The sequence below is a fragment of the Nostoc sp. ChiSLP03a genome (assembly GCF_034531215.2).
Taxonomy (GTDB): domain Bacteria; phylum Cyanobacteriota; class Cyanobacteriia; order Cyanobacteriales; family Nostocaceae; genus Nostoc.
The window spans coordinates 1-15,728 of record NZ_JAVRBQ020000031.1; the positions used below are offsets into that span (position 1 = coordinate 1).

The 15,728-nt window shown below is 40.1% G+C and carries 15 protein-coding genes; 6 read left to right on the forward strand and 9 right to left on the reverse strand.

Annotated elements, in window-relative coordinates:
• Positions 1-260: 260 nt before the first annotated feature.
• Positions 261-1,256, forward strand: a complete 996-nt coding sequence (locus tag RMY32_RS04505; RefSeq protein ID WP_322713608.1) for a glycerophosphodiester phosphodiesterase — start codon at positions 261-263, stop codon at positions 1,254-1,256.
• Positions 1,257-1,369: 113 nt separating this feature from the next.
• A complete protein-coding gene (locus tag RMY32_RS04510; RefSeq protein ID WP_322713609.1) occupies positions 1,370-2,455 on the forward strand; it encodes a DUF3466 family protein in 1,086 nt (361 codons plus the stop codon).
• A gap of 165 nt (positions 2,456-2,620) precedes the next feature.
• Here the strand turns inward: RMY32_RS04510 and RMY32_RS04515 are convergent, their stop codons facing one another.
• The 3 genes from RMY32_RS04515 to purS form a co-directional block, all read right to left on the reverse strand.
• Positions 2,621-3,316 carry an SAM-dependent methyltransferase gene (locus RMY32_RS04515; RefSeq protein WP_322713610.1) on the reverse strand — a complete coding sequence of 232 codons (696 nt, stop codon included), beginning with the start codon at positions 3,314-3,316 and terminating at the stop codon, positions 2,621-2,623.
• A 217-nt stretch (positions 3,317-3,533) separates the two neighbouring features.
• On the reverse strand, positions 3,534-4,631 hold the full coding sequence (locus RMY32_RS04520; protein WP_322713621.1) for an iron-containing redox enzyme family protein: 1,098 nt from the start codon (positions 4,629-4,631) through the stop codon (positions 3,534-3,536).
• A gap of 535 nt (positions 4,632-5,166) precedes the next feature.
• Positions 5,167-5,445 carry a phosphoribosylformylglycinamidine synthase subunit PurS gene (purS, locus tag RMY32_RS04525; protein ID WP_292747447.1) on the reverse strand — a complete coding sequence of 93 codons (279 nt, stop codon included), beginning with the start codon at positions 5,443-5,445 and terminating at the stop codon, positions 5,167-5,169.
• Positions 5,446-5,590: 145 nt separating this feature from the next.
• Between purS and RMY32_RS04530 the strand changes: the two genes are divergently transcribed.
• Positions 5,591-5,995, forward strand: a complete 405-nt coding sequence (locus RMY32_RS04530; RefSeq protein ID WP_322713611.1) for a Fur family transcriptional regulator — start codon at positions 5,591-5,593, stop codon at positions 5,993-5,995.
• Positions 5,996-6,108: 113 nt separating this feature from the next.
• Here the strand turns inward: RMY32_RS04530 and RMY32_RS04535 are convergent, their stop codons facing one another.
• From RMY32_RS04535 to RMY32_RS04560, 6 genes are all read right to left on the reverse strand, one after another.
• Positions 6,109-6,678 carry a Uma2 family endonuclease gene (locus tag RMY32_RS04535; RefSeq protein WP_322713612.1) on the reverse strand — a complete coding sequence of 190 codons (570 nt, stop codon included), beginning with the start codon at positions 6,676-6,678 and terminating at the stop codon, positions 6,109-6,111.
• A 203-nt stretch (positions 6,679-6,881) separates the two neighbouring features.
• Positions 6,882-7,178 (reverse strand): DUF5615 family PIN-like protein, encoded by a 297-nt coding sequence (locus RMY32_RS04540; RefSeq protein ID WP_322713613.1) that lies wholly within the window; start codon positions 7,176-7,178, stop codon positions 6,882-6,884.
• Positions 7,179-7,194: 16 nt separating this feature from the next.
• Positions 7,195-7,542 (reverse strand): DUF433 domain-containing protein, encoded by a 348-nt coding sequence (locus RMY32_RS04545; protein ID WP_322713614.1) that lies wholly within the window; start codon positions 7,540-7,542, stop codon positions 7,195-7,197.
• Positions 7,543-7,580: 38 nt separating this feature from the next.
• Complete coding sequence (locus tag RMY32_RS04550) at positions 7,581-7,715, reverse strand: hypothetical protein (RefSeq protein ID WP_322713615.1); 135 nt, start codon at positions 7,713-7,715, stop codon at positions 7,581-7,583.
• A 71-nt stretch (positions 7,716-7,786) separates the two neighbouring features.
• Positions 7,787-8,794: an SPFH domain-containing protein gene (locus RMY32_RS04555; protein WP_322713616.1), complete on the reverse strand. Its 1,008-nt coding sequence runs from the start codon at positions 8,792-8,794 to the stop codon at positions 7,787-7,789.
• Positions 8,795-8,906: 112 nt separating this feature from the next.
• Complete coding sequence (locus RMY32_RS04560) at positions 8,907-9,341, reverse strand: NfeD family protein (protein ID WP_322671881.1); 435 nt, start codon at positions 9,339-9,341, stop codon at positions 8,907-8,909.
• A 261-nt stretch (positions 9,342-9,602) separates the two neighbouring features.
• Here RMY32_RS04560 and RMY32_RS04565 point away from each other — a divergent pair, with 261 nt between their 5' ends.
• The 3 genes from RMY32_RS04565 (at position 9,603) to RMY32_RS04575 (ending at position 15,568) form a co-directional block, all read left to right on the forward strand.
• A complete protein-coding gene (locus RMY32_RS04565; protein WP_322713617.1) occupies positions 9,603-11,615 on the forward strand; it encodes a protein phosphatase 2C domain-containing protein in 2,013 nt (670 codons plus the stop codon).
• Between the two features lie 607 nt (positions 11,616-12,222).
• Positions 12,223-13,032: an ABC transporter permease gene (locus tag RMY32_RS04570; protein WP_322713619.1), complete on the forward strand. Its 810-nt coding sequence runs from the start codon at positions 12,223-12,225 to the stop codon at positions 13,030-13,032.
• Positions 13,033-13,729: 697 nt separating this feature from the next.
• Positions 13,730-15,568: a bifunctional serine/threonine-protein kinase/formylglycine-generating enzyme family protein gene (locus RMY32_RS04575; protein WP_322713620.1), complete on the forward strand. Its 1,839-nt coding sequence runs from the start codon at positions 13,730-13,732 to the stop codon at positions 15,566-15,568.
• Positions 15,569-15,728: the final 160 nt, after the last annotated feature.

Here is a 15,728-nt window from a genome sequence, read left to right on the forward strand (position 1 = left end):
TTCTCTTCTTTACAAGCTTTACGCGAGCGCATCCAAGAAATCTTCGACCAACTCACATTTGAGCAGGTAATTTCTGTCTCTTCTTATAACTTTATCTTGGAAGCTCTATTCTATGCAGCTTCATATTAATTTGGTATAAAGAGGGTTTTATTTGTCTTAAATTATTTAAAATTAAGTGAAAAATAATTGTAGGTTGAGTAGCAAAGCCCTCACTACAAACCTTTAATTGTTTACATCGTCCTACTCAGGTAGGTAAAGTAATGACTACAACTTTGCAAGATAAATCTCCAATTATCATTGCCCACCGAGGTGCTAGCGGCTATCGTCCAGAACATACTTTAGCTGCTTATGAATTAGCGATCGCACTTGGGGCTGATTATATTGAACCTGATTTAGTTTCCACCAAAGATGGTATTTTAATTGCTCGTCACGAAAATGAAATTTCTGAAACCACCGACGTTGCAATTCATACAGAGTTTGCTCACCTGCAAACCACTAAAATAATTGATGGCGAATCAAAAACTGGCTGGTTTACTGAAGACTTTACCCTCAAAGAACTGAAAACACTACGAGCTAAAGAGCGAATTCCCCAACTGCGATCGCAAAATACCACTTATGATGGACTTTTAGAAATTCCCACGCTGCAAGAAATTATCGATTTAGTCAAGGTTAAAAGTGCCGAAATTAATCGGACGATTGGCATTTACCCAGAAACTAAGCACCCAACTTACTTTCAATCTATTGGGTTAGCCTTAGAAGCACCCCTACTTGCAACTTTAACAGCCAACGGTTATCAAGGAGCTAACGCACCTGTTTTTATTCAGTCTTTTGAAGTCGGTAATTTACAAGATTTATCCACAAAGACTGATTTACCTCTGGTGCAATTGCTGAATAACAATGGTAAACCTTATGATTTTGTCGTTAGCGGCTGCGATCGCACTTATGCAGATTTAGTCACAGCATCAGGTTTAAAAGAAATTGCTAAATATGCACAGGCGATTGGGATTCATAAAAATTTACTGGTTCCTAGAGACAGCAATGGTAAATTACGTTCGCCTACATCATTAGTGATAGATGCTCATGCGGCTGGTTTGCTGGTTCATGCCTGGACTTTCCGCAATGAAGACTGTTTTTTGCCACTGGATTTTCAAGGAAATCCTCAAGGTGAATATGAACTATTTTTCAGCTTAGGTGTTGATGGCGTATTTAGCGATTACCCAGATACGGCAGCTTGCCACCGTACTCTTCAGTGGTAATTTGGTAAGGGAATAGAAAATCACGGCAAGGTAACATGGTTTTACTTAAGTGGAAATCCTGTATAACAGCAATAACTTTCACCGCAATCAGTCTGACTGCATGCAAGTCGGCATTGGCAGTATCTTTATACTCAGTTACTGACTTAGGTAATCTTGCAGGAGAAGCCTACAGTTATGCTACAGACATTAATGACTCAGGTGAAGTAGCGATTAATTCTTTGGACAGTTCTTTTTTTTACAGTAATGGTTCTGTGAAAAAAATTAGTCCGTTGCCTGGCGATAATGTACTTGCAGTGACTGGTATCAATAACTTGGGGCAAGTAGTTGGTAATTCCATCGGTAAGACCGACGGTGATAATAACGTCTTTATTTACAGTGATGGGACAACGCAAAATACCGGTCTTAAAGGCATTCCTTATGCTATCAATAACTCCGGTGAGGTGGTTGGCGGTACAACTGGTGGCGGTATATTCCCAAAACTTGCCTTTCCCAACGGAGCCGCTTTCCTATACAGCAATGGTAAGACGACTATTATTAACAATAACTTAAAAGAAAATTATGTTGCCTATGGCATAAATAATCTAAGTCAGGTAGTTGGCATTTTTGGTTCTTCCGGCCGAGCCTTTTTATCCGACAACGGCATAATCACTAATCTCGGTACTCTCCCTGGTGACAGGTACAGTCAAGCAAACGATATTAATGACTTAGGACAAGTAGTTGGTAGTTCGGGACTCACTGGCGTAAATGATAGTCGTGCTTTTCTGTATAGTTCCAGCACGGGACTGCAAGACCTTGGTAGGTTACGTCCTACAGATTTATTTAGTACTGGTTTGGGGATCAATAATTTGGGTCAAGTAGTCGGGTTTTCTGGCACTAACAATAACTTTTTTGCCGCAGATGGCAATGGTTTGCGGGCTTTTCTTTATAGTGATAAGACTCTGTACGACTTAAATAACCTGATTGCTCCTGATTCAGAGGGTGGCTTTACCTTAACAGCGGCATCTGCCATTAATAATAAAGGACAAATTGTCGGTCGTGGTGCAGTTAATGGTGAATTACACGCCTTCCTGTTGACGCCAATCTCATCTGTCTCTGTAGCTGAACCAACTTCAGGTGTTTCTATTTTGTCGTTCGGTGCTGGTGTAATTTTATTTGCAGCATTTAAGCGCAAACCTGACTCTAAAAGTGCAACCAGATAACCAAGAAGTTAATGCAATAACTTCAGGCAGACAAAATGATTACTTGGGAATATGGATTTATAAAAATGCTCGTTGAAAATCTTTCAGGATATGTCTCGAAGCGTGGCTTAGAGACACATCTGTACTTTAAGCAAGGGATAACCTCACTTAAGTTGTTCTTTATTTTCACAAACTAGTCATCACCTGAGCCAATTGATTAGATAAATCAATTACAGACTCCTGGGATTTTTTAAATAAAACTCCAGCTAAAAAATAATAATCGCCAGAATAAAATGCCATCTGATTTTTTTGGAGTTTTTCGATGTGCTTCTTTACCTTGGGGTCAGAGCTATAGTAACCGAACTTTAAAGGTAAAACCATGAAGTTTTGAACATAATAACCATTTTGTTTGGCTATGTTCAATGTATTGATTGGATTAGAAAAGCTAGATATTAAAACTAACACATTTTCATAACCTAACGATAAAAGCTCATTGGTAACTGTAGCTCCATCTATGCCCCCAAATAATAGTGGCATATAAATATCATTATCTGGTGCTGGGAGATAGGGTGGATTGGCTACAAGATACTCGGCATCAGGTTGAGAAGAATTAAACAAAGATGAGTTGTGGATAATGTATTTATTAGTGAGATTGTATTCATCAATGGTTGAATTTGCAACTTTCCATGCAGAAGTATTTAATTCAAATCCCTGAATGACACCATCAAAGTTGTTTCTTAATAAAGAATTAATTACAGGACTACCATCTCCTGAACCAAACTCCACAATAGATTCGGAATTTTTACAATTTCTGATCACAAAGCTTTCTAAACAATTTGAGTAGAAATTAGATTCTTCTGGGCAAAAAAAGATATCTTTCATTTGATTTAATTTCCAGGTGTAAGGTATAATCAATGTAATAGGTGGTTGTTTTTTACTTTGTATTCAGGTAATAAAAAGTTTTCCTTTAGCAAAGGATTGCTAAAGAAATCTGAGCGCAAGTGAATTAGCAATAAAATGATTTAAGGATGTCAAATTAAAAGGCTAATAATAACTTGCTATTTTTGATTTTTTAGATTGCTCATACAAATAAGGCGGCTTATTCTGCTTCGCGTATCGATCGCACAACAGCACGAGCAGCGCGATCGCCCATTTGTTTCTCCTGGTCATAGCCAAGCAGCAGTTCCCAGGCATCATTGGGATATCGTTCTGCCAAAGGCAAAGCTACATCATCTAACATCCAACGACCGTGGCGTTCATCTTCCTTGATGTGTAGTTCCCAATAACCCATCGCTGCCTCTGATAGTTCCAAGCGTTGCGCCGCCGCTAGATAGTTTTTATAAGTCGCAGGGCCAGCCACTTCAAAATATGTCAACGCGCCACTGTAACGTAGGAAATAGCGTTTGCGATCGGTAGTCAAAAAGTTATGATTATCGCAAGCTAAGACTTCCCAAGGCACTAAATCGAAGTATCCTTCTGGTTCAGTGTTCATTCCAAACTCAGCCAGCATTTGAGCAAAAAAAGTCGAGTGCTTGCGGGCTAAACGACCATTGCCGTACTCTTCTAGTAGTACTCGCACCAGCGTACACTGCACTTCATTAGCAGCACCACCCAATACGTAGCAAAGACGGCTACCTTCCACCAAACCATCAAAGGAACCGATCGCTAGCAAATGACGATAACCAGCTTCTGTCATTTCTTCACGAATGTAGCGGCTATTCTCCGATAAAGGCGGATTTAAATCAGCAGATGCACGCTCAATTAAAGCTTGTTTGACATCGAGTTCTTGTAGTGCAGCCACATCGATTTGTGCTAGTTCCCACTGTTGCCAAGCAGCTTCAATTTGGTTACGACAAGACTGCAAATATAGCGATCGCTCATTGTTATAATGCCGCAAATCGTCGTACCAAAACAGTTTTAGCCGATTAATTCGATAAAGTATCCGTTGGAGAAAATGGTGAGCCTGCTCATCAGAGCGATCGTTTCCATAAGCAGCCGCAATTGCCATAGAGAGCGCCTGTTCAAACTCACTGGCTATTGAAGGTTTTGCAGCCAGCTGACGATCCAAATCCTCCATCGCTAGCAGTTCTATAAATTGCTCTTGGGCACGGTCGTATTTGGTAATTGTCCTTTCTTTAGTTTGCGTGCTATTTTTTGCAGCCTCAGTCTTAGGAAATATAACTAAATTGCTTTGCATGGAATCTTCGGTACTTTGGAAAAGTGAGAAATTACTTTCACCTCTAATATCTAAGTTTCCACACAGTAGCTTTCTGTACCTCTTTCCCTGGTTATAAAGAAAAATTAACTTTCTAAGAAAAGGAAGTGGGGCATAGGTGTCAACTTCAGTTGGAAATAACTTATCTGTTGGCTTACATTCCCGCCCGGAAATCAATTTTCCGGCTTTTAGCTTAACTCTACTGAAGTAGACTGGAGATTTTTGGCGATATTTAGTCATCTTCAGATGACTTTAGCGATGAGACGGGAATTTCAATTCCCGGCGGACAAGGGGTTTGGCGTTAAGTTGACACCTATGGGAGTGGGGGGGCAGGGGAGGCAGGGGAGGCAGGGGAGGCAGGGGAGGCAGGGGAGGCAGGGGAGACAAGGGGGACAAGGTGACAAGGTGACAAAAGTTAGAACTTGCAACAAGTCTTTCTCTTCCCCTTGTCCTCAATTCTCCTTGTCCCCAAGTCTCTTACCAATGCCCTGTTTGGCTAATGCCCTATACCCAATCCCTAAAATACCCCAGTTTGAGTTTCGACCTCAATTAATTCAAAGCGGTAATTTTCAATTACCGGATTTGATAGCATTTGGTCACAAATGGTATCAAGGTCTTGACGGGCTTTCTTCTCTTCAGTTGAGGTGATGGTGAGTTCAATGTACTTGCCAATCCGCACCTGGTCAACGTTATCGTATCCCAGTTGCTTAAGACCGGATTGTACTGCCACACCAGCGGGGTCTAAAACTGAAGGACGAAGGGTCACGAAAATTTTGGCTAGATACTTGGTTTGCACGGGCTTTTGCTGAATGCTGCGATCGCTATACTATAACTTTCTGTTCCAACTGAGTGAAAATAAGATTACGAAGCGGTTAAAGTTAATCGATCGATTAGCTCATCTAACAGCTTCAAACTACAGTGGCATACTTAAATAATTGTCTATGAGAGCCATACGCACCCGCAGTCAAGAGCGTATTTTCAACCTCCTGAAAAATATCAAAAAAGGCATTTCCGCCCAAGATATTTACGTAGAACTACGTAATACAAATCAGAGTATGGGTTTAGCAACAGTTTACCGTTCTCTAGAAGCCTTAAAACTAGAAGGTATGGTACAAGTGCGGAATTTGGCTAACGGTGAAGCCCTCTATAGCCTAGCACAACAAGATAAACACCACCTTACCTGCTTGCAATGTGGTGTCTCAATTGCGATTAATCAATGCCCAGTTCATGACTTAGAAAACCAGTTAGAATCAAGCCATAAGTTTAAAGTTTTTTACCACACCCTAGAGTTTTTTGGGTTGTGCAGTCAATGCCAGGTGAATCAAAGTACTGGAATTAGTCAATAGTTATACCAATTTTATGAGACGAATAAAGCGTGTTTTACTTCTGATTTCTGTTAGCGGTAGCGGGGCGTTTAGCCCATTCTGACTCCTGAATTCTGCTGTAATAAATGCTTTATTCAAATAAAACTCAACCAACTAAATACATCTGCAACTGTTAATTGCCAGTTTTCCAAAACACTCAAAACTGGTAAGATATCTTGCTGTTCTTTTAATTCTGGTAATTTATTAGGTTCAAAAATCATGATGGACTCATCAGCAGAATCGAGTAGCCAACCTAGTTTTGTTCCATTTTGAATAGAAAATGTAATTTTGTTGATAACTCGGTTAGGCGATTGTTCCGGTGAGAGAATTTCGATTATCCAATCTGGGGGAATCTCAAATTTATTTGTAATTTTTCCATTAGGAAGCAATGGAATTCTTTGCCATTCAAACACAGCAATATCTGGTACTATAGAACGACCTTTAAATGTACAGCGTAATTCAGGAAAGGCGTAAGCAATTTTTTGCGGTTTAGCAATCTCATTAATAGCTGTGATTAAACTGCTTTGTAAAGTACTGTGTTCTCCTTGCGGCATAGGCTTTTGGTATATTTTTCCGTTAAAATACTCGCTTGCTGGTTTTGTTTCTGGTAGTTTTAAGAATTCTTCTATATTTAATGCTGTAGTTGACTCAATAGATAAGGTCATAATTTACAACTTATCAAAGCTTGATTATTTTATCACTGGAAGAATGCGACAATTTAGTGCTTAGACGTAGCCCGTCATAGACATCGTATTCCTCTCACTAGTCATTGTAATTTTATCAAATAGGTCAGATGAAATATTAGGCGATCGCATAAAGTTTATCGCGTTGTAGAAGAAAATCGATTAACACGAATCACTTTTCCTGTTTATGTTGATTCCGTAGAAATCACTGCATCAATATTTGTTGCTAATCGATTCCAATCTAAATCATCTTTGCAGGCAATTATTCCAGGATGTTCGGGTTTCATCTTATGTAATTTAAAAAAATCACGACGATTAAGAGTTAATACAGCCCGATTTTCTAATATCGCAAACTCTAACACCATATCATCAGAAATTCCAGCTTTGCCTGCTTCTTGTATAGTGATAACATCATGTCCAAAAGTACGTAATAATTCTACCGATTTACGCGGAAATTGCTCATCTGCTAACAATCTTGCCATACATCAATAGGATATTTTAAGAAGCATCTAAAATTGCATCAGCTTCTTCTTGTTCGTGAATAGCAATATCAATTTCGTGAGAAAATGCTTCAGCATAAAGCCATGCTGTTACCAAATCAGCTGCGCTAAGTTGAGGATATTGATCTAGAATATCAGCATCTTTAGCACCTTGTCGTCGATAAGTTACTAACAACCAAACAGGAATGCGTGTTCCGGCAATACAAGCATCAGCACCCATTACACCAGGGGTTTTGGTAATTCCATGATTGTTCGTATTAATACCTTGGGTTAAGATGCGAATTGCTTCAACTTTTTGGGCTGGTGTTAAGGATAGTAACTGTGTTTCTAACTCTTGGGCTGTCATTGGAAACTATCTAAGATTAACTATATTTTAACGGGGTTTTAAAATTTACTACATAAGAGGTTAAACTGCTGAAATAATTTAATTACAATCTGATTGCGCTGAATTTTTTCCTTTATTAAAGGATTTGCGATCGCAATAATAGCGTTGATTATTTGTTCTGGGTTAATTATCATTTGTCATTTGTCATTTGTCAGAAGGCAGAAAGCAGGAGTTATTTTCTTCCCCTGCTTCCCATTTCCCATTCTTAACTAGAGCGATTATTTTCTAATCCTGGGATTTGTTTAGAAAATAATTCGTTAGAGTTAACCTGACCATCTGAAACAACAGAACGTATGCCCTCTAAAGCAGCAGGAATGGAACGCGGATCTATAAAAATCACCTTGCTGCTATCGCTTTTACCAATTGTCGCGCCCATATCGAGATAGCCCAAGGCAAACAGAACTTCTACTGCTTTATTGGCATTGGGGTTATTGTGGAGCTTTTGGGCAATAATTTCTGATGACTCTGCGATCGCTTGGGCTTTCAAAACTTGTTGCTGACGTTCTGCTTGAGCCTTCAAAACGATCGCCTTTTGTTCGGCTTCCGCTTGCAAAATTACCGATTTTTGACGAGCTTCTGCATCCAAGATTTGCGCGTCAGCTTTACCTCTGGCGCTATTGACAGCAGCTTCGCGATCGCCTTCAGAAGTTAAAATTGCTGCCCGTTTGCGTCGTTCTGCTGACATTTGCAATTCCATCGATTCTCGTACTGCTTGAGACGGAATAATATCTCGCAGTTCTACCCGTGTCACTTTCACACCCCAAGGATCGGTAGCAACATCCAAATCTCGTAATAGAAGCTCACTGATGTGGGAACGAGCAGTAAAAGTTTGATCCAACTCCAGTTGTCCCATTTCGGCGCGAATTTGAGTCAGCACCATATTTATCATTGCCGCTTGGAGATTTTCTACCTTGTACCAGGCTTTTTCCATATCCACAATGCGCCAATAAAACACTGCATCTACCTCAATACCAACGTTGTCACGGGTAATGCACTGTTGAGGAGGAATATCTAAGACTTTTTCTTTGATAGTTTCTCGGTAGACAACTCTATCTACAAAAGGAACGACAAAGTTTAGTCCTGGTTCTAGTTTTTTGTTATAGCTACCCAATCTTTCCACCAAAGCTTCATTGCCCTGATTGACGACTTTCACCGAACCTGCTACAGCAGAACCACCAAGAGCTAAAAATACTAGTAAAAAAAACTGTTCCATTGTAAATCTCCTAATTTTTAATAAAGGGAGTGCAAAGTGGAGGAGATGAGTGAGCAGAGAAATTAGAGTAAAAAGAACTATTGAATTGTGACAAATGACAAATGACAAATACTCAAGAATTCAACAGATTTTCCGGTACAACAATCAAAGTAGTACCTTCCCTCCTAACCACATAAACTCTTTGATGGGGTGGTATGGTAAATTTGTCATCGTCACATCTTGCTTGCCAAGAATTTCCCTCATACCGTACCCGCCCTGTTTTTCCAGGCAGAATTTCTGTTAAGGTTTCAGCTATGACTGCATCCCGAATTTTTGATTTGCGTTGTCTTGGTTGCAAAAACCGACGAGAAAGCACGATTAGGGCTATGGAAAGCAACAGCCAAACTACAATTTGCAACCATACACTTCCCATACCCACTCCAGACAGCAGCGCCACCACAAAAGCGCTAATTCCCATCATCAAGGCGACAAACGCCGACGGTAAGAACAGTTCCATTAAACATAGAACTGCTCCTGCCAGAAGCCAGATTAAGGTAAAACTTGGCATAGCGCCATCCTAAACTCTACATTGACGTAAATGCATTTCTAAGATTAGATACAGCCAGATATAAGTTATTTACAGAAAACAAAACTGGGTATTTCTACCAATAATTTTGTAATTTTGATTAATTTCAGTAACAAGGTGTAGCTAACGGTACACAAGTCCAGTTTATTCTAGCCTTCAATCCATTGCCAGCTAAAGTTAATCGAAGTTTATGTATAAATAAGAATTCTGACTCCTGACTCCTGACTCCTGACTCCTATATTTATGATTTCTACTCAATTGATAATTTTTTGTATAAATCCACGCTGTAATAGCCCCATTAATCCTATGGGAGATAACGTTTGTGCCAGTTGCCAAACTCTTTTAGTTCACCGTTATCTTTGGGCGACTGGCTCATTGGCTGCTTACATCCCACCAGGCACAAAGGTAGCAGACAGGTATGAGGTAATTAAACAACAGATTTGGCTGGATACTCAACCGGGACTGCCGCCAGATGTACCTGAAGAATTGCCAGCCGAAGTAATTCCTTATTTACAGTTATATCAACAGCGGTTGCACCTGCCCCAGGCTTATGGGTTTGCTAGTAATCTTGAAGAAGATACAACTGATATCCTCTTATTGGAAAATGCGCCGATAGATAAGACAGGAAATCTCTATCCAACTATTGTTGAGGCTTGGGAGGAAGCCACGGCAGTACGACAAGTTTATTGGCTGTGGCAAATTCTCCAACTTTGGACACCTCTAGCAGAATTGGGACTTAGCCGCAGTTTACTAGTAATAGACAACTTGAGAGTCGAAGGTTGGTGTGTGCGACTTTTGGAACTCTACCAAACACCAAATGATGAAAAGTTGAGTTTACAAAATCTGGGGGAATGTTGGCAGTTTTGGGTAGTTTCTGCGAAGGCATCAGTAGCTAAAGCGTTACAGGACATTGTGCAGGAGATGTGTGAAACTGAGATTGAGTTAGAGGAAATTAGGATTCAACTCAATAATTTACTACTAGCAGCTGCGGCAGAATTGCCATTAGCCTTAAAGGTGGCAGGTTCTACAGATATTGGCCCAATGATGGCGCAAAATGAAGATGCTTGCTATCCCAATAGTTTGAGTGATTTAGATGAACCTTTATTGCGCAACTTGTCGATTGTCTGCGATGGCATTGGTGGGCACGAAGGCGGTGAGGTTGCAAGTCAATTGGCTGTGCAGTCTGTAAAGTTGCAAATTCGCGCTTTACTAACTGAGGTGACAGAACAAACTGCACTTTTTTCACCTGAGTTGTTGCAGGAACAATTAGAAGCAAGCTTACGGGTGGTAAATAATGTAATTTGTGCCCGCAATAACGAACAAAAACGCCAGGGCAAAGAACGCATGGCTACAACTATTGTGATGGCGTTGCAAGTTCCACAACGAATCCAGACAAGTACTGGGTGGCAATCAAATAATACCCATGAGCTTTACTTGGCTAATGTTGGCGATAGCCGGGCCTATTGGATTACTCGCAATTATTGCCAGCTACTAACTATAGATGATGATGTGGCAACGCGAGAAGTACGCCTTGCTAAAAGTTTGTATCGAAAGGCACTTTTTAGACCAGATGCGAGTGCTTTAACTCAAGCATTGGGGACAAGAAATTCAGAATCTTTGCGTCTCAATGTTCAGCGATTTATTCTGGAAGAAGATGGCATTTTGCTACTGTGTTCTGATGGTTTAAGCGATCGCAACTGGGTAGAACAATCTTGGCAGGATTATGCAATACCCGTGTTAACAGGGCAAATGACAGTTGAAGATGCTGTCTGCAACTGGATTAACTTAGCAAACGAAAAAAATGGGCATGATAATACATCGGTTGTTATGACCTATTGCCGTGTCTCTCCAGAATACTTAGTACCCGTGACTCCGGCGTTGCCAGAAGAGATTATAGAAACAGAAATACAGGAAGAAGAACTAGAGAAATTAGAAGAATTAGAAGAACTAGAGGAATTAGAAGAACCAACTTCTTTTACAGAAAGTTCCCAAGCTTTGCTAGATTTGGATCTAAATTCGGATCTAGATTTGGATCTTTCAGAAGAACCACCTCTCAACCCAGAAATTCCACCAACTTTAATTACAAAACCGAAGTGGAGTAAACCTTTGGTAATGCTGGGGGGAGTGTTAGCGTTGCTTGTAGGGGGTACAAGTCTGGGATTATTTGCTTGGTGGCAAATTAATCCTCAAGGATTACAGCAGATGTGTCGGCAACTTCCCCAAGAAGTGCAGTCAGTGTGTCCGCGTGGGAAATAGGGGACTTCCAAGTAAAAAAATATTAGACCTCTTGCAAAAGTAATTTTTGCTCATAGGCGGGAAAAGGGGTTCATGTTAAAGGGACTCATGTTTTTATTGTTTCTTTCCCCCTGCCCCTTATCCCCAGAGGGGGCCCCACCTTCCTCCTTACCCTTTTACCGACAAATGCCAAGAAGTCTATTCAATAGCAGAGGGACAAGGGGGACAAGGAAGAAAGAAGTCTAGTTAAGAATAGTGGGCAGGGGGCAGGGGGAGAGAGTTTGAGCTTTATTTACTTTTCTTGACACAGTTTGGTTTTATTGCACCGACTTACTTATACCGAAATATTTTAATGTTGATGAGAAATATTGCAGTATTGATAAGGAATATTCTAATGTTGATGAGAGATATTGCAATGTTTGCCAGGAATATTGCAATGTTTGCCAGGAATATTCTAATGTTGATGAGAAATATTGCAATGTTTGCCAGGAATATTGCAATCTTGACAAGAACTACTTGTATATTCACAGTGATGGAAAAGAAAGTGGCGATCGCTAGTCAGTGAAAATTGACTTTTTACATAAAATATGATACAACCGATTGCTATCAAGAAAAATCATATATAAACGTGAATATCTCTCCATTTCTCAAAAAACCGCGTGTCTCATGGCAAGCGGTTTTCTCACTGCTGATATTTGTGTTCATGTACCTGCCCATACTGGTACTTGGCTTTTATAGCTTCAATAAGTCGCCTTACAGTGCAACTTGGCAAGGATTCACTCTCGATTGGTATCGCAAGTTGTTCAGTGACGATCGCATTTTATCGGCTTTGCAAAACAGTATGATAGTTGCGGGTTGTGCCGTAGCAATTTCCGCAGTGCTGGGAACCTTGATGGCGGTTGGGTTGGCGCGTTACGAATTTCCTGGTAAGAAATTGTATCTGGGTATTGCTTACCTACCATTGATTATTCCCGATATTGCGATCGCAGTGGCTACTTTAGTATGTCTAGCAGCCTTTGCAGTACCTTTGAGTTTGTGGACAATAGTTGCAGCCCATGTAGTGTTTTGTCTAGCCTACGTTGGACTTGTGGTTGCTTCCCGACTGACTAATTTAGACCCCCACTTAGAAGAAGCAGCACTAGATTTAGGTGCGACACCAACCCAAGCTTTCATCAAAGTATTGTTACCTCAATTAATGCCTGGGATTATCGCTGGTTGTCTGTTGGCTTTTGTTCTTAGCTTAGATGACTTTCTGATTGCTAGTTTTACTGCTGGTAGCGGTTCTAACACCTTGCCAATGGAAATTTTTAGCCGCATTAGAACCGGAGTTAAACCTGATATTAATGCTCTCAGTGTAATGTTAATTTTAGTATCTGCGATCGTTGCCCTTGTAGCTGAATTAATTCGCGCTTTTGGAGAGAATAAAACTTTCAAATAAGACTCACTATTGCCAATAAAAATTAGAGGTAATTTGGTTCTTTATGAACTTTTTTAGATAGCGAACAACAGCTATATTAAAATATCCGGTGAGTTATGCTTACCATAACACACAAATCTCAATGTAATTCGGAATTTTAAATCTCCTAACAGGTTGTTTTCAAAGTGGTTTATTGTGATTTTAATCACACTTTTACCCCCCTTATTTCCCCCTTATAAAGGCTACCGTGTATACACAAAAACCTAGCTTGAAGACTTTCCTCGTTCCCAGTCGGAGACTGGGAATGCATTCATTGAGTCTCTGACTCAATGCCAAGATTATAGGCAGAGCCTCAACGAGGAGCATTCCTATGCTCTGCATGGGAATGAGAGAGAAACCGAGATTTATCAACTACTTGAGACTTGTGTATACACCGTAGCCTTAGAAAGGGTGAAAAAAAGAAATCTATTTCCCTCCTTTCTAAGGGGAGGGTTAGAGTGGGGTAAACAAATATTTGATACACTACTACAAACTTTTCAAACATCCTCTAACGTAACTCTTTTGAATTTTGAATTTTGAATTCTATTCATCCTTATGCCCTCGTGTAAACATAGTTTTAAACACATGAATAAACTTCCGTGTTCGCTTCTCTACATAACTGTTTTCAATTAGATAATATTGGGGCTAACTTTGGAGAAGATGCTATTTCCCCCTCATTATGCAAATCTGCCAAAATCCCAATTGCTCAAATCCATTCAACTCTGATAGCAATAGATTTTGCGTGAGTTGCGGACAAAACAACTTTGGCAAACTTCTCAGAAACCGTTACCGCGTATTAAGACTTTTAGGTGAAGGTGGATTTAGTAGAACATATTCTACAGAAGATGTAGACAGATTAAACGCCCCTTGCGTCATCAAGCAATTTTTCCCACAGTTTCAGGGAACAGGACAACGCACTAAAGCCGCAGAATTTTTCAAAGAAGAGGCTTTTCGGTTGTATGAATTGGGAGAAAATCATACCCAAATTCCCAGATTACTAGCTTATTTTGAACAAGGTACTAGCTTGTATCTTGTACAAGAATTTATTCAAGGAAAAACTCTCTTACAAGAAGTTCAACAGCAAATTTATGGCGAACAACAAATTTGGGAACTTTTAGCTGATTTATTGCCAGTTCTAGAATTCATTCATACCCATAACGTCATTCATCGCGATATCAAACCAGAAAATATTATCCGCCGTGCAAGTGACGAAAAACCTGTCTTAATTGACTTTGGTGGTGCTAAACAGGTAACACAAACCAGTATCGGAAGACAAGCTACGGTAATTTATACCCTTGGTTATGCCCCAACAGAACAAATGGCTGGATTTGCTTGTCACGGCAGTGATTTGTATGCTTTGGGTGTAACTTGTGTGCGTCTTTTAACTCAATGTTTGCCCTTGCAAGATGCTTCTGGACAGATTAATGACCCTATTTATGATGCCATGAATGCTAAATGGTTGTGGCGCAAACATTTACAGAAAAAAGGTATTACTATCAGCGACGAACTCGGAAAAATTTTAGATAAATTACTCAAACATCTACCAAGTGAAAGGTATCAAACAGCAGTTGAAGTCATCAACGATGTCAAGTTTGCCACATCGAACATTGAACCTGTTGCCTTGAAAATTGCTTCGATGCCTCAACCTATATTATCGCCGCTACCACAAAAAGTAATCGTCCCATTACCTTCATTAGAAACCTTTGAATTTGATGTAGTGACAGTAGACACAGGTGGTAGAGAAGTAAACCGCATGAACTGTAATGCAAACTTCTTTGCCGAAGAATTAGGTAAATCTGTCACATTAGAAATGGTATCAATTCCTGGTGGTACTTACATGATGGGTTCACCAGAATTTGAAGGAGATGCTGACGAACGTCCGCGACATCAAGTTACCGTTGAACCATTTTTTATGGGGAAATTTCCTGTAACTCAAGCACAATGGAGAGTAGTAGCAGCTTTACCCAAAGTCAAACAAGCTTTAAATCCTCATCCATCGAAATTTAAAGGTCTAGATAGACCAGTAGAAAATGTATCTTGGTATGAGGCTGTAGAATTCTGTCTCAGGCTATCAGAAAAAACTGGACGCGACTATCGTTTACCGAGTGAAGCTGAATGGGAATATGCTTGTCGGGCTGGAACTACAACGTCCTTCCACTTTGGCGAAACCATTACCTCTGAGTTAGTCAGCTGCACTATAGAACCAAAAAGCAAATTCCGTAAAGAAACAACAAACGTCGGTAGTTTTGAAGTCGCCAACGCCTTTGGATTGTACGATATGCACGGGCTAGTTTGGGAATGGTGTGCCGATTCGTGGCATAACAATTATAACGACGCACCCGTAGATGGAACAGCTTGGGAAATTGGCGGCGATATAAATCGTCGAGTGCTACGCGGTGGTTCTTGGAGTTTCAGTCCAGAACTGTGTCGCAGTGCTAGCCGTAGCTGGAATGAGTCAGACGGTGGACTGAGGGTTTGTGGCTTTAGAGTAGTATTTTCTGTAGAGGAGATTATCTAGTAATTTAATACCAAGCTATATACAGCATATTCGGAGTTTATGAGGTACAGTAGCAGCAATTTGTAAACCAATTTGTGAGATGTTCAGGATTAATTAATTCAAGAGCTATTTTAATTAAAACATCAACTCCAGATGCATTCAAAGGAGAAAATTGTTTCAA